We start from the raw sequence: 18,525 nt of genomic DNA on the forward strand, positions 1-18,525 counted from the left end.
TACATTGATAAGGTTAATTTTGATTTAGATGGATAGCTCAATTTTACAACATCGGAATATTCAGCGAACAAAGCAAAAGTTAAAAATGACGGCCTCTAGATTAGTAGACCATCATGTTAACTTAGCGGTAACTGGTTTAAGTGGCAGCGGTAAAACAGCTTTCATTACTTCGTTAGTTAACCAACTGCTTGAAGCCAATGAGGAAGCAAACTTGCCTTTTTTTAATGTGGTTCGTGAAGCTCGATTAGTCGGTGTTAAAAGAGATGTGCAGCCTAATCTAACATTTAGACGGTTCGCATATGAAGATGCAATGATATCGCTGACAAACTTAGAGCCTGTATGGCCATTATCGACAAAAGGTATTTCACAGGTAAGACTGAAAATTAAGTATAAAAAGAGTAGTGGTGTCAGTAAATATCTGACGAAAGATGCGACGCTAACCTTGGATATTACTGATTACCCTGGCGAGTGGTTACTTGATTTACCTTTACTCGATATGAGCTATGAGCAATGGATTGAACATTGTAGTTCTGAACTAGAAGATCCATTAAGAGCAAAATTAGCAAAGCCATTTATTGATGCTATATCTAAGTTAAAGTTAGAAGAGTCAGGTGATGAGCTGGCGTTAAAAAATATTGCGGACCTTTATGCGCAATATTTAGCTAGCTGTCAAGAAAATGGGTTTCAACTACTACAACCAGGGCGTTTTATCTTACCTGGAGAATTAAATGGGGCGCCTGCGTTACATTTCTTCCCACTTATTTTTACTGATAACTCAGAATTAAAGCTCAATTTAAAGCATGTTAAAAAGGGCAGTAATGTAGATTTATTGATTAGTCGTTTTGAACATTATAAAGCTCGTGTGGTTCAGCCTTTCTTTCAAGAGCATTTTAGAAAATTTGATAGGCAAGTCATATTGGTTGACTGCTTAAGTGCTCTAAATAACGGATATAATTGTTATCAGGACTTACAGAAAGCGATTGACTGGATTTTGGGAAGCTTTCAATACGGCTCTTCAAGTATTTTAAATCGGTTATTCCACCCTCAGATTGATAAGTTAGTTTTTGCTGCTAGCAAAGCTGACCATATAACTCCAGACCAACAGGGAAACCTAGTCAAGTTATTGGAAAGCATGCTGCGCAATGCTAGAAAAAAAATTCAATTTAAAGGTGTGCAAACAGAGTCTACTGCTATTGCTTCTATTAGAGCTTCAAAGTCAGGAAGCAGTGAACTGGATGGCGCTAATATTCAAGTTTTACAAGGGCAGGATGAAAATGGAAATACTATAACTTTGTTTCCTGGAGAGGTACCCCAATGTTGTCCTCCCCCAAATTTTTGGATATCACAGAAATTTGAATTTCCAAAATTTTCGCCACCTCAATTAGGGGCAAGTTACTCGCTTCCACATATACGTATGGATCAGGTGTTAGATTTTCTATTGGCTGATAAATTAGCATGAAAAATAATGACTCAAAAAATGCTGATAACAAAATTAAAAGTGCTAAAGTAGTTAATAATTCAACCATTACAGAACCTCAACATAAGGATATTAAGCCAGCGAAAATACTAAATGAAATGGTGTCAACAGACATAATGGCTGAAAGTGTTTTTGAGGAGGAACAATTAGAATATAAGCCTCAAACTAAGGTTAAAACATCTCGTAAAAGATGGTTTATATTTCTTACATTAGCTGTAATTGTTGCGAGCATTGTTGAGCTTGTTATGTTTGTGATTGAAATTACTCGTAATTCAGATTGGTTAGGTGCAATTTGGTTGGGTATATTTGGTGTCGCTTTGATATTTTTTATAACCATGCTTTTGTCAGAATTGAGAGGTTTACAAGAACTAAGGAGGCAAAATGAGCTTAGGGAAACTTCTGATAAAATTACTAATAGCCCTACCATAGGGCTTGCTGAATCTCATTGCTTAAACTTAGCTTCTAGGCTACCGCAAAGTTATCAATTTTTAGTGACTAACTGGCAGGATAGTTTGGATGATATTCATAATGATCATGAAATTATGTGTTTGTTTGAACATAATGTCTTGACCCCTATTGACAAAATAGCGATTAAACAAGTTACAAATAATGCCTCAGCAGCGGGAGTTATGATCGCTGTCAGCCCCTTTGCCATGTTAGATATGTTTATCGTGTTATGGCGAAACATCAGGTTGATGAATCAATTAAGTGAAATATATGGATTACATTTAGGGTATTGGGGAAGGGTAAAACTTATTCGTAATATTTTTAATAATATGGTGTATGCAGGTGCTGCAGAAATTCTATCAGATGCAGGTAACTACGCATTAGGGGCTGGTATTACGGGGAAATTATCCACTAGAGTCGCACAAGGGTTAGGGGCTGGAGTTTTAACATCTCGTATCGGAATAAAAGCGATGGAACAATGCAGGCCGTTAAGTTGGAGCGCAGAAAACAAGCCAGGTATTGCCAATATTAGTAAGCAATTATTGACGGAACTAAATAGTAAAATAAACTAATTTTTATTAGAAATAGTCTCAACCAAAAATAACCAATTTAAACCTACCATATATCAATATGATAACTTTACAGTTCCGTTTTTAGTAATCGTCTTAGTACGCATGTACTTTTTGGGACCGCGCTAATTTCCTTTATCTTTTGTAATAATATCTTTACAGTTTAGCTTTTCTGTCATCATTTAATTAACCTTTTTTATTTGGAGAGCTCAATGCGTTTAGAAATTAATTGTCAGGATAGATTGGGTATAGCTCAAGATATACTAGATATATTAGTTGAGCATGAAATTAATTTGCGGGGTATCGAAATTGATGAAATGGGTAAGATATTTCTTAATTTCCCTAATATGGAGTTTTCAGAACTTCAACATTTAATGCCGAAAATCCGCAAGATTGATGGAATAAAAGACGTTAAAACCGCCCCTTTTATGCCAATAGAGCGAGAGCAGCATCAACTACAAACACTGTTGAAAACACTTCCAGATCCAGTGTTTTCGGTTAATACAAAAGGTAGGATCATTTTAATAAATGATGCAGTTTTGACCCAGCTATCATTACCACAAGAAATGGTTGTAAATCTTCCCATTGGTGACTTGTTGAAAGGTTTTAATGTTTCACGATGGCTAGAGAGTGAAAACCCCCAAGCACAAGTTCAAAAAATACGTTTTTTGGAACAAGATTATTTAGTTGATATGTTACCTGTAATGGTGCCGGATATAGGGGGGCAATCTATTATGGCTGGGGCTGTATTTTTACTTAAGTCAGAATATAGGTTAGGGCAACAGCTTACCGTATTTAATCAAGGAACGGCTGACAACTTTGTTTCAATCCAAGCAGATAGTAAAGCTATGAAAAACGTTATAAAAGACGCTAAACGTATGGCTGAATTAGACGAGCCAATAATGATGTTTGGTGAAACAGGGACAGGTAAGCAGCTTTTGGCTAAAGCATGCCATGAAGGAAGTAGTAATAAAGATGGCAAGTTCATTGTTGTAGATTGTCGAATACTAGCTGGAAAAGAGGCAAGTATAGAGTTTTTTGGTGAAAACGATGAAAAGTTGGGGCTATTAGATTTAGCAAATAGAGGAACATTGTTTTTGGATGAAGTCGCTGACTTACCTTCAGACATTCAAACTAAGTTTCTTAAAATATTGCAAAGTGGTTATTATCAGAGAGTTGGAGAATCAGGTAGTAGGCCTCTAGAAGTACGCATAATTAGTACTACTCAAAAAGATTTAGGCGCTTTGGTTCAAAGAGGTAGTTTTAGTGAAGATTTGTTTTATCGATTGAATGTTTTGAGTCTATTTTTACCTCCCTTGAGGGAGAGAAAGTCGGACATTATTGCTCTGACAGAGCGATTTATAAAGCAACATAGTATGAAATTAGGGCGTCAAACACCAAGATTGACTAAAGCTTGCACGGATTACCTGCAAACTTACCCTTGGCCTGGGAATATTCGGCAACTAGAAAATGCTCTTTATCGCACCGTTTCTTTATTGGAAGGTAATGAAATAGATAAGTTCCATATTCAGCTACCTTCATGCTCAGCAACAAGTAGTATTGTCTCTCAAGAATTCAACGGTAGTTTAGAAGATGAAGTTAAACGATTTGAAAAAGAAATTTTAATGCGCTTGTACCCTAGCTTTCCCAGTTCAAGACAATTAGCCAAAAGGCTAGGGTTAAGTCATACCGCTGTGGCTAATAAATTGAGAGACTATGGAATAAACAAAAAAACTGTAAAAATTATTTGATGAAGAATACCAAACTATTTTTACTCTGCTACCGCCCTACTATTTAGTCATTTATGAACTTTCTTCATTACACCCTAAGCTCTATAAGTTGTTGATTAATTCTAATCAAACCTAAGTTAAACGTCTAAAATATACACTACAAATTTTTGATTGGCAGTTCAGTAGTATTTTTAACTTGTTTTAGGGCAAAAGTAGAACTCAAGTGATCGACTAATGGTAGATTAGTGAGTTTGGTTTTTAGTAAGTGTTCATACTCTTCTATGCTTTCAACTATAACTTTCAATAAGTAGTCTTTGTCGCCACTGGTAGTGTGGCACTCTACTATTGCTTCAATATTTTGAACTGCTTTCTCAAAATCGTTCAATGACTCACCATCATGGTTTTTCAGGGTCACATATATGAAAACAGATACACCTAAATTTAACTTTTTATTGTCTAAAAGAGTTACTTTTTGAAGTATTATTTTTTCAGCAACAAGACGTTTTACTCTTCTCCAGCATGGAGTATGGGATAGTCCAACTTTCTGGCTAAGGTCTGCCATAGACACAGTGGCATCTTTTTGCATTACACGCAAAATTTCACGATCAAACTTGTCAAGTTTCATTACAAGGGCTCGACTAAATTAGGGTTTATAATTTGGATTGTAGCATGCTGAAAAAAGTACGTTTATTCAAGAATTAATTAGGATATTTGTCCTAGCATTGGTAGCACAGCCATGAAGAGATTTTAAAGGAAATTGACACTTAGCTGAAGTTGCAAAAGTTATCCTCCCAAATATCACTAGAATGCAGTCGCTAAATTAAAGGAGGTTGTGTTAAATGTCGATATTTGAACATAGTGAATTTGATAATCACGAACATGTAGCATTTTGTCGAGATAAGCGCTCTGGTTTATCTGCCATTATTGCTATTCATAATACTGGGTTGGGAGTAAGTTTGGGTGGTTGCCGTATGTGGCCATATAAATCAAGTGAGGATGCGTTACATGATGTTCTAAGGTTATCAAAAGGCATGACTTATAAAGCTGCTATGGCTGGGTTAAAACAAGGAGGGGGAAAAGCAGTAATTATTGGGGACCCAAGTACAGAAAAAACACCTGAAATGATGGCCGCTATGGGGAAGTTTATAGATAGTTTATCTGGAAATTATATTAGCGCTGAAGACTCTGGGATGACAGTGATTGATCTGAAGTTGATTGAAAAAACAACATCTTATGTTGCAGGTACACATGCTAAATATCACCTTGATAACAACTCAACCGATGGTAACCCCGCACCATCCACAGCATATGGTGTATTTGTAGGCTTAAAAGCCAGTGTTGATTATGCCCTCGGTCAAGAATTAAAAGATACCAGTATATTGATAGAAGGACTCGGTCAAGTAGGAATGCGCTTGGCCGCACATTTGTACAAGAGTGGGGCCAAACTATACGTTACTGACATAAATCAAGTGAATATAGAAAAGGCAGTTCAAGCCTATGATGCCGTGGCCGTTACCATCGAAGAGGCACATAGTTTAAATGTCGATGTTTATGCACCATGCGCATTAGGAGCTACTTTAAATGAAAACACAATTAATGAATTAAAAGTTAGGGTAGTGGCTGGGGCTGCGAATAATCAATTAGAAAAAGAGGAGTTTGGCGAAATATTAATGACAAAAGGTATTATATATGCGCCGGACTATGTCATTAATGCTGGTGGCGTGATTGATATTTATCATCAAAGTATCGTGAGTTCAAAACAAAAGCTTAAGGAACATATTGAGGCAATTGAACAAACGCTAATTGAAATTTATCGACGTTCAAAAGCTGAATCTAAGGCCACTAACCTTATTGCAAATAAGATTGCTGAAGAACGTTTTGGCAAATAAATAGCCAATTAGTCAATGTATTTAAAAATGATGTTGCATAACATTATTGCTTTGTTCATAATGCGCCGCCTTAGTGCTTATACACGCGTTAAGATTTTCAATGGTGGCCTTTTGGTCCCCTCGCAATGATACTTTGTGAACCCGGTCAGGCCTGGAAGGGAGCAGCCGCAGCGAACTACTCATGTGCCGAGGTGTGGCTGAGAGGACACCACCAATATTTCTATTTCTGCTTTGATGTTACTTCCTTGGTGTTTACATCTAAATACTCAACTGCCTGTTTAATGGCATTCACAGCATTCATTTGCATTTGTTGCCTTTCACTTTGAGGTAAGTAAAAAGACATATCCACTTCAAACCTAATATACCTTGGCGGGATTTGATTTAGTGCTAGGCAACACAAATCTGCCAAGTAGTCTTCACTTTTTACTTTGTGTAGGCCCAAAGCTTCTATTCTTTCTAAAACTAGATGTTCGTAATAATTGTGGATATCGTCGTCTAACTTCATATTTGGTTACCTCAATAAAGTAATAGTCAGATTTTAACTATATATGTATTTTTTAAAATATGAGAATTGTTTTTGATTAGATTAGAGTCAAGTTTGTTTATTGGTTGATATTCATACAAAGTGAACGATATATATTAGATTCATTGATAATAAGTTCGAATCTATTGAGGTTAGTCAGTTGACCAAGTGTATGCGTTATGTATATTATCGTATGTGAGGTTCACTACCTTTCAATATTAAAAAGTCGTTTTAACGACTTAACACACTAAAAATTGTGGTCCAGGGAGACATACATGTTTACAAATTCAAAATTGACGAAGTCGATTCGTTTAGCTATTGCTGCGGGTGCAGCTTCTACAGTTATGACTTTACCTAGTTTGGCTGTTGCTCAAGAAGCTGTTGACGAAGTAGAGAAAATTTCAATAACGGGTTCTCGAATTCAGAGAACAGACTTAGAAGGGTCTTCACCAGTTATTTCTATTACGGCCGCAGATATCAAACTTGAAGGTGATTTTACTGTAGCTGACGCTTTGCGTAGCAGTTCATTGAACTCGTTTGGTTCATTCTCTGAACGTTCAGGTAGTTCAGCTCAATCTCAAGCGACAATTAACTTAAGAGGGGCGGGCTCTCGACGTACTTTAGTTCTATTGAACGGCCGTCGTTTCCCAGGTTCTCCTACGCTAGGTGGTGCATCTGCTAACTTAAATGCGATTCCATTTGCTGCTGTTGAACGTATTGACATCATGACGGAAGGCGCCTCAGCTGTATATGGTTCAGATGCCATGGCTGGTGTTGTAAACGTTATACTAAAAGAAAACTTCGAAGGCTTAACTATTAGTGGAGGTGTTGGGCATCGTACAAACGATGAAGGCACTACATCAAAAGAGTTCTCTATTGTTGGCGGTTTATCAAACGACAAAGGCAACATTACCTTCGCTTTCGATCATCAGGAGCGTAAAGGTATTTCAGATGGCGCACGTGATTACACAAAAGCTAAAGCATCTGACCTAAATGGTGACGGTGTTATTCAGTATGAAGAAACAAGCGGTTATTCTTTCTACGGTGCAAATATAGTTACACCTGATGGAGACTTATTAGCATCTCCTCTTTGTGGAGATTTAATTTCCGAATATGGCGATGCCTTTATTGAAGCAAATGCTGATAATGCATGGGGCCCAGGTTCAACTGGTTGTTTCTATGGTTACGCTAACGTTTCATATAATACAGCCTCAATCGACCGTAATACTCTATACGTAAACTCTAACTATGAGATAACTGACGATATCGAATGGTTTGGTCAAGCAATGTTTGTTCAAAACTCTTCATTCGGTCGTTACGCTCCGCCTGCCGCTCCATGGTATGCCGTTCCTGTTTCTAGTGATCATAACCCTTTTGATGAAGAAGTATTTGGTTATTTCCGTTGGGTTGATATTGGTACACGTGATGGTAATACAGATGATTACAACCAAGATTATACCACTGGTTTTAGAGGTAACCTTGATTGGAATGATGCGTCTTGGGAAGTGTATTTCCACAACAACGTAGCAGATAATAAGCAAGTGGGTGAGTATTACCTAAGTTATGGTGGTTTAGCATATAACGAAGCTAACGGTATCGATTTAGGTAGTGAAGAAGGTGTTGCCAACATGAGTGCAACTACTTTAACTAGTTCGAAGTCTACCTTTAATCAGTTGTATGCTGGTATAGGTTTTGACATGTTCGAGTTAAATGGCGGAATTGTGCAGCATTATTTTGGTGCTGAATTTATGGAACAAACCTATGCTGATATTTATGATGCACAATCAGCTGCTGGCCTAATTGGTGGTTCGGCTGGTAACAGTGCAGCCGGTGAACGTGATATATCTTCTTTGTTCTTTGAATCAGTATTACCTGTAACAGATGACGTAGAAGTTAACATTGCTGTTCGTTACGATGACTACTCTGATTTTGGTTCAAACGTTTCTCCTTCTGCAAAAGTTAGATGGGAAGTGATGGAAGGCGTAGTATTAAGAGCGTCTTACTCTGAATCTTTCCGTGCACCTGGTCTTGATGAGTTAAATGCCGCAACTACCTTTAGTGCTGAAAGTGCTACAGATTACCAACAGTGTGCTGAAAATGGTATTGAGCCTGTAGACTGTACATCAGCTCAGTATGATACTTATTATCAATCTAATCCTGACTTAGGCGCAGAAACTTCTGACTATGTTAATTTAGGTGCAGTTTGGGATGTCACAGATGAGTTTGGTATTAAGTTAGATTACTTTAAGCTTTCTATAGACAACGTAATCCAAACTAAATCAGTGAACTCTTTACTACTAGATGAAGCTGCTGGTAAAATCACTGCATTTGATGCTGATGCTGACATATCTGAAGAAACGTTTTATTTAAAACGTTTAAATGGTGCTGATGGTGGTCGTTTAGTAGAAGCCGGTACTGGTTACTTTAACGGCGAAGGTTTCGAAATTGAAGGTATCGATCTAACCTTTACTGGTATGGTTGAAACTGAGTTTGGTGACTTCCGCTTCAACAACGTTAACAGTATTATCTTATCTTACGACCAAGAACTTGGTGGTGTTGTAGTCGATACTGCTGGTTGGTCTGGACAGCCAGAATTTAAGTCTGTTGCGACTTTAGCTTGGTCATTAGGCGATCACTCTGTAGCTTGGAACCTGACTTATACTGATAGTACTACGGAAGCCGAAGTATTAACTGACCCTGATGATAATGCATTGACTGATGGTGTTTGGGAAACTTCAGGTAAGTTAGATAGCTGGTTGATTCATAACCTTACTTATTCTTATAATGCAGGTGAGTACGGTACTGTATCATTTACAGTGAATAACTTAACTGATGAAGATCCTGTATTGTCTTCATCTGGAACTTGGGATAATGCTGACCTTTATAATAACTTTGGTCGAGATATCCGAGTTAACTATCAAATTAGTTTCTAATCTTTACGATTAATTACTAACTTAATAGTAAAAAGTCCGATTTACATCGGACTTTTTTTTGTCTTCTATTTGAGTGGATTAGATTGGATGAGTGATTATTGGAGTCAATACTGGAAACAAGGCCATTTAACCTCCTTTGGAGAAGAGATTAAGGGAAACTATCAGGGCTTATTAGCTGATACTTGGAAGGCCTTTTTTAAAAATAATGATGATACTGCAAGTATTCTGGATATTGGCACGGGCAACGGAGCTTTATTAGCGCTGGCTAGAGAGGCCAATAAGAATACCAACTTATTTGGGATTGATAGTGCAACTCTGAGTATTACACAGGAGCTTGCTGTTGATCCTCAAATGAAATTTTTTTCAAATATACAAGCAGAAAGTCTACCTTTTAATGATGCTAAATTCGATGTAGGCGTTAGTCAATTTGGTATTGAGTATTCAAATCTTACTTTAGCCATACCAGAGCTAAGCAGAGTGTTGAAGTCTGGAGCAAAATTTCAGTTTGTTTTACACGATAGCCAGTCGAGTATTGTAAAGCCTAATAATCTAATTTTGAAAGCTGCTCATGAATTAAATGCTCAGGAAGGGGCGTTAACAACAATGAAACGTATGATTCAGCAAATCGGTTCGCATGGAGATAGTTCCAAAGGAGCTGACGTTGAAAGAGTTAAGTTGAATCAATTGATTGGAGAGCTAGTGGCTAAAAATAGACAGGGTATTTGGGGGACTAATTTCCCATCATTCTTAAAGTATGTAATGTCTAAAAATTGGGGAGTAGAGAAACGTCTTGAAATGCTAAGTCTATTCAAAAAAGAATTACTTGGGCAAGTTGAGCGTTTAACTGATTTAATTGATGCTTCATTAAATGAAAAAAAATACCAGCTACTTACAGATCTATGTGCAGACAGCTCACTTGAGGTTTCTGAGTTTGCTTTGTTAAACGAACATGGGAATATAATTGCAAGGAAAGTTAATGGCTTCAAAAGGTAGGTCTTTAATCGATAGGCCTTTAATTATTCTATCTGCACCGAGGGCAGGTAGTACACTTTTGTTTGAAGCTTTAGCGAAGCACCCCAATTTATGGAGTATTGGTGGTGAAAGTCACGCGTTGATTGAGCATATTCCAGAGTTATCTACATTGAAACGAGGGTATGTGTCGAATAGGTTAGAAAAAATTGATGCTAAAAGTGAAGTCATCAGTGTTTTACACAATAAATTTTTACATCAAAGTATTAACCATAATGGTGATAAATATACTTTAGAAAATGGAGTTATTAGGTTACTCGAAAAAACCCCTAAAAACGCATTGAGGGTTAATTTTTTAAATGAAGTTTTTCCAGATGCCAAGTTTGTTTATTTGGCACGTGATCCTCTAGAAAATATTAGTAGTATTTTGGATGCCTGGCGTTCTAGACGGTTTGTTACCTATCCCGATTTACCTATGTGGCCGAAAAATCAATGGTCGTTATTATTGAGTGATAACTGGAAAGATCATATAGGTAGTTCATTAGTTGAGATTGCAACACATCAATGGAGCAATGCTAATAAAAGTATTATAGATTCTTTAGAAAAAATAGACTTAAATAGAGTGACTACTGTTTGCTACCAAGATCTCGTAAATACACCTAATTCCACTTTAAATAAAATTTATGAGTTTGCTGATTTAGAGTTAATGTCAGATAACACTAGTATGACGAGTACACTTCCCTTGTCACGATATACTCTTACTACTCCCCAAGCAGATAAGTGGCTTAAAAATATAACTGATCTTAGTAAGGTTAAATCACAGATTGAGAATGGCTTAAAACCGGTTAATAAATGGTTGAGTGAAAATGGTTTAGAACCATTTTTAAGTGATATTTCCACACGTTTTTCGGCTGAAAAATTGAGTAGTATTGATAGTGGTTCGGTAGAATCTAGACAGTCAAGAAATGAAATTTGTGCATGTGGCTCCGGAAAAAAGTTTAAATATTGCCATGGTAGATTAAGTTAAAAAAAGGAGTAGGTAATGAAGTTAGCGCAGGAATTTATCCAGCTTCCTATTTTGTTTGATGCAGAAAAGCTCAAAGCAGAGGTAAACGCTATTCCCAGAAGTCATTGGATTGCTCATCATGAAGGGTTTAAAGGTAACTTCTCTATACCACTAGTATCAGTTGGCGGTGGTAATAACAACGAATTTAAAGGTGAAATGGCCTGCACTCAGGTTTTAAAAGCTAGCCCATACTTAATGCAGGTTATTGGTAGTTTTAATGAGGTTATTGGTCGCTCTAGGTTAATGGGGTTGGAGCCTGGGTGTGAAGTGCCATTGCACTCAGATATAAATTATCATTGGTATAAAAGAGTACGTATTCATGTACCTATAATTACTAACCCAAAAGTCATATTTCACTGTGGTGATCAGCAAGTAAATATGCAAAGTGGTGAAGCTTGGATTTTTGATTCTTGGAAATATCACACAGTTAAAAATGATAGCGATGTTTTTAGGGTACACTTGGTTATTGATATTACAGGGTCTTCTAAATTTTGGGATGTTGTTAAACAAGGTCGAGTACCTTGGGACCTAGAGTATAACAAAAACTTTGGCGTGACTCATTTTGAAGGTGGAACGAAGCAGCAAGTCATGACAGAAGTGTATAATTCTCCACTTGTCATGTCCCCCGGTGAAGTGGATTATTTAGCTAATGAGTTAATACAAGAAATTCAAATTGATGATGTAGGCAAAGAATCCGATGCAGCTCAAATGATTGAGAAAATAACTCGGTTTTGTCAGGATTGGCGCTGCTTGTGGAGCCAGTACGGATTAAATCGTAAAGGTTGGCCACACTATCATGCACTTCGTCAAGCGGCTTATGAGGGGGTTATGAAATATGACTCAACAGTACTTTTGTCTAATGGAACACCTGCTCCTCGCATGTTTTTGCATTGCATCATCGACTCGGTGCTGAATGTCGAGGTTGAGTCGAGCTTTAATGTAAACCAAGATATAGAAATACCAAATAGCAAAGTTGATAAACCCATTTCTAGAAATGCTTTGTGTCCATGTGGCTCAGGTAAAAAATATAAATATTGTCATGGACATATTAGTTGATAGCTCCCTCCTTAAGTAATTTTTAGATTGGATATAATGGATGCATAAGGCTCCATTAACTCCCGATATGGTTCACTAGTATTAATTGATTTTGTAGACATTGGTTGTCTTACTTGGCTTGAACTAGGGGTTAATACTGGCCTTTTAGACTTGTGGAAATTCAAGCAAGACTCTTGAAAATCTAACTCACAATAGTTCAGAAGGTCTCTTATGTTTTTTTCTGGTTGTGTTACTAGCTCTTCATAACTTTGATGATATATTTTTTCTCCAAAACATGATGTCCAGTGATTCATTAAGTTGTAGTAACCTTGCATATAACAACTGATATCTTCAATTTTGTAACTAAAGTCATTTCCAGAACTAAAGTGTTGTTTAAAAACGCTAAAAGCGTTATCCAAAGGGGTTCGAATTAGGTTTATAATTTTAGCTTTAGGAAATAATTTAAGAATTAAACCCAGGTGTAAGAAGTTTGTTGGGTTTTTATCTATAAAAAAGGTACATGGACGATCAATATAGTTAGATGCTTGTTTTATATAATTCGATGCTAATTGTTGTCTAATTGTTTCCGGCATATTGGTGAGGTTATTGGCATAATTTCCGTTAAGAGATAAGGGGATTGCTGTTCTTTCTATAAAAGGGAGTTCGTCCGTTGCTATAACCTGATTATGGCTAGATAAAATCTGCTCCACAAGTGTTGTTCCTGAGCGAGGCATGCCAATTACAAAAATTGGATTAACTACTTCTTCATTTGTACATATATCTGTATATGTAGCCATGGTTTTTAGTATATCTTCTACAAGTTTAGTAAATGCTAATTTACTAAATTTTCGGTTTAAACCTATATTAGAGTTGCCTTCTTTTATCAACTCGAAGGCGAGTTTGAAGTTTTGCTGCTTATCATAATTGTTACCCATAGCTAATTGGGTTAAACCGTAATTTTTAGTGTCTTTTTGACAGTCACTACTCTTAAGTTTATTTTGTATTTCTAATACTTGGGTTGTTGTAAATTTGTAATTCTTTAAATCTGCAAGGCTCCAATAACCATAGCCAGATTGAGCTTGGGTTCTGTTTATAAATGTGTTGTAACATTGAGCTGCTTTCGTAAAGTTACCTTTAGCTTTATATGCGTGTCCTAAGTTTAGAAAAGCAAATTCATCTTCAAACTCTTGTTCTATACAAGCTTCTAATTCAGATATTGATTCTGCAATATGACCTATTCTAAGTAATGATAATGCATAGCGGTAATGTAGATTTAAATCATCTTGTTTCAATGTTTTTAATTTGACTAAAACCTCAATTATTTTAAAGTATAGCTCTTGTTTTTCGAATAGGATTAGTAATTTATCTAATATAGAATACTCGTTAGGCGCATGCTCAAGTGCTAGGCATAGGGTTTCATTTGCTTGAAAAAATTTGAGTTCAGCAAATTCTAGTTGGGACTTAACAATTAATGCGTCCGGTAATAGAGGACTTTTTTTTATTACTTTTCTGAGTGCTAAATGAGCGGAGCTAAGTTTACCATCTCGTATATACTGTTCAGCTTCTGTTAACAGACGTTTAAATCTTTCGTTCAAGAGGTTGCCTCAAAAAAGGTTAGTTAATTATTTTAATTAAATAGCCTATTGTATGTCATCAATATTAAGTTCTAAATAAAATTATAGAGAGATTTTCTTAAAGTTATTTCATGTTAACTAATCAAGCATCATTACAAAGTAAGTTAAATTTAGCGATGCAAAAAATGCATCAAGGTCAATATCAACAAGCTTTGGTAGTGTTTTCACAACTTGAAGAATCAGGTATGAAAGATTTTCGTCTATTTCTTACTATAGGTTCTGCATACCAAAGACTAAAGCAAGATATTAAAGCTCTAGAATATTTTAAAAAGTCACTATCTTTAAATGGCGAACAAGCAGAACTACAATTCATTGTGGGTAAAATGTTTAAAAAAATAGGAGAACTTAAACAAGGGATTGCTCATCTAGAGGTGGCTACCAAATTAGAATCAAGTAATGTTAATTATCTCCAAGAGCTAGGATTTATAAGGTTGATGAATAAGGACTTTCAAATTGCATTATCAATTTTTTTGCAAACTGTAAAATCAAACTCACATAAAACTTTAGCTCTACTAGGAATTGCTCGTGCTTACGCTGGATTAGGAAATGAAATTGAAAGAATTAAATATATAGGGTTAGCAGAACTGTCAGACCCTAATCATCCAATGGTAATAAATGATAAGGCTAGGTTGTTAAGTGAGCAGGGCGAATATGTTGAGTCTAAAGGTTACTTTAAGAAATATTTAGAGCAGAGACCCTCCAATGATGAGGGCTATGAAAATTTGGCTTTGATTGAGCTACAATTGAAAAATCCACAGGGAGCTCTTGATATTATTGATGCAGGGCTGAGTCGATTACCAAATAGTAGGTTGTTGCATAAATTTAAATCCTCTTTATCTTTTGAAATGGGTCAAGAAAATTATTTAGGCAATTATCAGCAAATTACAAGAAATAAAATGCCAATCAATCTTCACACAGATTTTATACAAGCTTTAGTGAAGTCTGGTAACTTTACAGCTGCAGAAGCTGAATTTGACTGGTTGGTTAAAAAGGCTCCCCCTAGTATAAATTTGCATGCTCTTTGGATGAGTATTCAAGAAAAACAACAGAATTACGAAGTAATATTAGACTTTTATCAAAAGCTAGGTACTGAGTTAAAAAGGCTACCAAACTCCGTATTAGAGATTTTGACAAGAACCTATTTTGCTCTAGGAAGCTTTAAGTTAAGTATAGATACTGTATCAGAGCTAGTGCTAAGAGAACCTAATAATCAATATTTTTGGGCGTTATATACTACGTCATTACGTTTATTAAGAGATGAACGTTATCATGAGCTATGTAATTTTAGTAAGTATGTTCAGTCTAGAGAGTTAATCTTGCCAAATAGGTTTACATGTATTGAAGATTTTAACTCAGAATTAAAGGTAGCATTACAAACATTACACGTAACTAAGGAGCATCCTTTAGAGCAATCTTTAATATCAGGTACTCAAACACCAGGGGAGTTACTTAATAGGCCTATTCCTATTATCAAAGAACTTAATAAAGCTTTGAGACTGACCGCAGAACAAGTGTTTTCTAATTTACCTAAGAACTTACCTAAGCCTTTGCTGCAGATGAAAAAAGAGTTTGAATTTTCTGCTTCTTGGTCTGTAAATTTGAAGAGTAGTGGCTACCATAAATCCCATGTTCATAGTAAGGGGTATTTTAGTAGTGCCTATTACGTGTCGGTCCCTAAAGACCTAAATCATAGTAAGCGCGCAGGGTGGTTATATCTCGGTAAGCCTGAAGTTGTTTCAACTGTTGAATTGAAAGCCGAAAAGTGGGTAAAACCAGAACCTGGAAAACTAGTTTTATTCCCTTCATTCATGTGGCATGGAACTGAGCCATTCAAAAGTATTGATAACAGGCTGACAGTAGCTTTTGATATTTTACCTAAATGATTACTATTTATCCCAAATAACCTTGCAAAAAAAATTGCAATAAAAAAAATAAGATAAATGTGAAGTTTAACCCGTAGTACATCCTTGACAGTTTGCCAACATCCGTGTGAATATTCGTACGTCTTAGTTTTCTATTTATAGAATGCTAAGCCCCTTAAATTATAGAGCTTAAAAGCCCCTTATCCACAAATTTCAAAGTGTGAAAAGGATTCAAAAAAAGAAAATTGGTTGGGAATTATGTCCAAAATGAGCAAGAGAAACCTTATTGCTTCTGCCGTCGTTGGTGCTATTGCACTCGGTAGCAGCGCTGTTGTCTCTGCAGATCCGTTAAATGATCTTCATAAAGAAGAAGCAAAAATTCATACGGCTGCAGCGAAATCCCAAGAGAAAATCAACAACCTGTACGAGCAGTCACAGGAATTATTTGTTGAATATCGTGGAATTGTAGACGAAACAGAAAACTTGAAAGTATATAACGATTACGTTGCAACCTTAGTTGCGGATCAACAACGTGGAATCGATTCTCTTCAAACTCAGATTGATGGTATCGATGGCATTAAGCGCGGTATCGTACCTTTGATGTTCAGAATGATTGATAGTCTAGAGCAGTTTATTGATCTAGATGTTCCAATCAACCTAGAAGAGCGTAAAGAACGTGTTGAACGTTTACGTGATGTTATGGCTAACTCAAACGTTACTACATCAGAGCAATTCAGACAGGTAATAGAATCCTATCAAATTGAAAATGCTTACGGTAAAAAAATAACGTCATATCAAGGGACATTTGATTATCAAGGCACTGAAGTGACAGTTGATTTCTTCAACTTAGGTAGAACTGCATTAATGGCTTTGTCTCTTGATCAGAAATCAGCTTGGATCTGGGATAACGATGCCAGAGCATGGGAAGTACTTGATGATTCATATGTTAGTTCAGTTGTATACGCTGTGCGTATGGCTAACGCACTAGTACCACCAGACCTTCTTGAACTACCAATTAAAGCAGCGGAGTAATATTGATGAAAACTGTATTTAAATCTATATTTGCTGCTGCATCTATTTCTCTTTTAGCAACTTCTGCACAAGCAGCTAGTACTCTTGAAGAGTTATTAGAAGATGTTAAGAAAAATCGTGTTTCTGAAGCACAAATCAATAAACAAAGAGAAGCTGAATTTCAATCTGAGCGTGCTGATAAGCAAGCATTAGTAAGAAAAGCGCAAGCTGACCTTAAAGCAGAAAAAGCTCGTGGTGATGCTTTAGCTAAGCAATTTTCAGATAATGAAGTTGCTCTCGCTGAAAAAGAGGCTGAGCTTGTTCAAGCAACAGGTACTTTAGGTGAAATGTTTGGTGTTGTTCGTCAAGCATCTGCTGAAGCTTACGGTCAAATTTCAACTTCTATTGTAAGTGCAGAGTTCCCAGGACGTGGTGAGTTTTTAAAGCGTATGTCTGAGGAATCTAAAGGTCTACCTAATATTAAAGAGTTAGAAGACCTTTGGTTTGCATTGCAAACAGAAATGACTGAGTCTGGTCAAGTTTCTAAATTTACTACTGAAGTTGTTAACTTAGATGGTGGTTCTCAACAGCAAGAAGTTTTACGTGTTGGTACGTTTAACTTAGTTGGTGAACAAGGCTATTTAGTTTATGACGACCAGAATAAAATGGTTCAACCTCTTGGTCGCCAACCTGATGGTTACCTAGTTAGTTCTGCTTTAGAATTATTAAACGCTAGTTCAGGTTTAGTTCCTTTCTATGCAGATCCATCTAGCGGTGCAATACTTGGCTTATTGAAAGAAAAAGCGACTATGATGGAGCGTTACCATGCTGGTGGATACGTAGGTTATGTAATTACTTTTATGCTAGCGATTGGTTTACTAATTGGTTTGTACAAAATAGTTACATTAACAATCATTGGTGGCAAAATCCGTTCGCAAGCTAAAAACGTTGCAAGTCCTTCTACTGGAAACCCTCTTGGTCGTATTCTTCAGGTTTATCAAGATAATAAATCTCAAGATGTTGAAACGTTAGAGTTAAAACTAGATGAAGCTATCATGCGCGAATTACCAAAAATCGATAGCGGAATAAACGTTATTAAGATCTTTGCTGCAATCGCACCTCTGTTAGGTCTTTTAGGTACTGTATTAGGTATGATTTTGACCTTCCAACAAATTACTTTGTTCGGTACAGGTGACCCTAAACTAATGGCTGGTAGTATTTCGATGGCATTGGTAACAACCGCTCAAGGTATTATCGCTGCATTACCTCTGTTGTTAACTCACAGTATCGTAGCTGGACGTAGTAAATCTATTACGCACATCTTAGATGAGCAAGCTGCAGGCATAGTAGCTGCGCACGCTGAGTCGGAGAAAGCTTAAG

General features: G+C 36.5%; 14 protein-coding genes and 1 other RNA gene. 12 read left to right on the forward strand and 3 right to left on the reverse strand.

The window, feature by feature from the left end:
• The first annotated feature begins 28 nt into the window (after positions 1 to 28).
• The 3 genes from EOK74_RS07050 (at position 29) to EOK74_RS07060 (ending at position 4,244) form a co-directional block, all read left to right on the forward strand.
• A complete protein-coding gene (locus tag EOK74_RS07050; RefSeq protein ID WP_133469283.1) occupies positions 29 to 1,459 on the forward strand; it encodes a YcjX family GTP-binding protein in 1,431 nt (476 codons plus the stop codon).
• Positions 1,456 to 2,496: a YcjF family protein gene (locus EOK74_RS07055; RefSeq protein WP_133469284.1), complete on the forward strand. Its 1,041-nt coding sequence runs from the start codon at positions 1,456 to 1,458 to the stop codon at positions 2,494 to 2,496. The genes EOK74_RS07050 and EOK74_RS07055 overlap by 4 nt, the downstream gene beginning before the upstream one ends.
• Positions 2,497 to 2,705: 209 nt before the next feature.
• Entirely contained in the window at positions 2,706 to 4,244 is a 1,539-nt protein-coding gene (locus EOK74_RS07060) for a sigma-54-dependent transcriptional regulator (RefSeq protein WP_133469285.1), read from the forward strand.
• 136 nt (positions 4,245 to 4,380) lie between these two features.
• Here EOK74_RS07060 and EOK74_RS07065 read toward each other — a convergent pair whose 3' ends face one another.
• The gene (locus EOK74_RS07065; RefSeq protein ID WP_133469286.1) at positions 4,381 to 4,848 is read right to left on the reverse strand and encodes an Lrp/AsnC family transcriptional regulator; all 468 of its coding nucleotides are present in this window, start codon (positions 4,846 to 4,848) and stop codon (positions 4,381 to 4,383) included.
• A 214-nt stretch (positions 4,849 to 5,062) separates the two neighbouring features.
• Here EOK74_RS07065 and EOK74_RS07070 point away from each other — a divergent pair, with 214 nt between their 5' ends.
• Together EOK74_RS07070 and ffs are read left to right on the forward strand one after the other, a co-directional pair.
• On the forward strand, positions 5,063 to 6,112 hold the full coding sequence (locus tag EOK74_RS07070; protein WP_133469287.1) for a Glu/Leu/Phe/Val dehydrogenase dimerization domain-containing protein: 1,050 nt from the start codon (positions 5,063 to 5,065) through the stop codon (positions 6,110 to 6,112).
• 109 nt (positions 6,113 to 6,221) lie between these two features.
• Positions 6,222 to 6,318, forward strand: an RNA gene (gene ffs / locus EOK74_RS07075) — signal recognition particle sRNA small type.
• 14 nt (positions 6,319 to 6,332) lie between these two features.
• Here ffs and EOK74_RS07080 read toward each other — a convergent pair.
• Positions 6,333 to 6,617, reverse strand: coding sequence for a late competence development ComFB family protein (locus EOK74_RS07080; RefSeq protein ID WP_133469288.1), 285 nt, complete (start codon positions 6,615 to 6,617; stop codon positions 6,333 to 6,335).
• A 293-nt stretch (positions 6,618 to 6,910) separates the two neighbouring features.
• Here EOK74_RS07080 and EOK74_RS07085 point away from each other — a divergent pair, with 293 nt between their 5' ends.
• The 4 genes from EOK74_RS07085 (at position 6,911) to EOK74_RS07100 (ending at position 12,659) form a co-directional block, all read left to right on the forward strand.
• Positions 6,911 to 9,568 carry a TonB-dependent receptor domain-containing protein gene (locus tag EOK74_RS07085; protein WP_133469289.1) on the forward strand — a complete coding sequence of 886 codons (2,658 nt, stop codon included), beginning with the start codon at positions 6,911 to 6,913 and terminating at the stop codon, positions 9,566 to 9,568.
• A gap of 87 nt (positions 9,569 to 9,655) precedes the next feature.
• The gene (locus EOK74_RS07090) at positions 9,656 to 10,561 is read left to right on the forward strand and encodes a class I SAM-dependent methyltransferase (RefSeq protein ID WP_133469290.1); all 906 of its coding nucleotides are present in this window, start codon (positions 9,656 to 9,658) and stop codon (positions 10,559 to 10,561) included.
• Complete coding sequence (locus tag EOK74_RS07095; protein ID WP_133469291.1) at positions 10,545 to 11,564, forward strand: sulfotransferase; 1,020 nt, start codon at positions 10,545 to 10,547, stop codon at positions 11,562 to 11,564. Before EOK74_RS07090 ends, EOK74_RS07095 begins: the two co-directional genes overlap by 17 nt.
• Positions 11,565 to 11,579: 15 nt before the next feature.
• On the forward strand, positions 11,580 to 12,659 hold the full coding sequence (locus EOK74_RS07100) for an aspartyl/asparaginyl beta-hydroxylase domain-containing protein (protein ID WP_133469292.1): 1,080 nt from the start codon (positions 11,580 to 11,582) through the stop codon (positions 12,657 to 12,659).
• Between the two features lie 11 nt (positions 12,660 to 12,670).
• On the opposite strand, the gene EOK74_RS07105 is transcribed toward EOK74_RS07100, so the two are convergent.
• A complete protein-coding gene (locus EOK74_RS07105) occupies positions 12,671 to 14,233 on the reverse strand; it encodes a tetratricopeptide repeat-containing sulfotransferase family protein (protein ID WP_133469293.1) in 1,563 nt (520 codons plus the stop codon).
• Positions 14,234 to 14,343: 110 nt separating this feature from the next.
• Between EOK74_RS07105 and EOK74_RS07110 the strand changes: the two genes are divergently transcribed.
• From EOK74_RS07110 to EOK74_RS07120, 3 genes are all read left to right on the forward strand, one after another.
• Positions 14,344 to 16,155, forward strand: coding sequence for a putative 2OG-Fe(II) oxygenase (locus EOK74_RS07110; RefSeq protein ID WP_133469294.1), 1,812 nt, complete (start codon positions 14,344 to 14,346; stop codon positions 16,153 to 16,155).
• A 246-nt stretch (positions 16,156 to 16,401) separates the two neighbouring features.
• Positions 16,402 to 17,166, forward strand: a complete 765-nt coding sequence (locus EOK74_RS07115; protein WP_133469295.1) for a DUF3450 domain-containing protein — start codon at positions 16,402 to 16,404, stop codon at positions 17,164 to 17,166.
• 5 nt (positions 17,167 to 17,171) lie between these two features.
• Positions 17,172 to 18,524: a MotA/TolQ/ExbB proton channel family protein gene (locus tag EOK74_RS07120; RefSeq protein ID WP_133469296.1), complete on the forward strand. Its 1,353-nt coding sequence runs from the start codon at positions 17,172 to 17,174 to the stop codon at positions 18,522 to 18,524.
• Position 18,525: the final 1 nt, after the last annotated feature.

The organism is Paraglaciecola marina (assembly GCF_004360155.1).
GTDB lineage: Bacteria > Pseudomonadota > Gammaproteobacteria > Enterobacterales > Alteromonadaceae > Paraglaciecola > Paraglaciecola marina.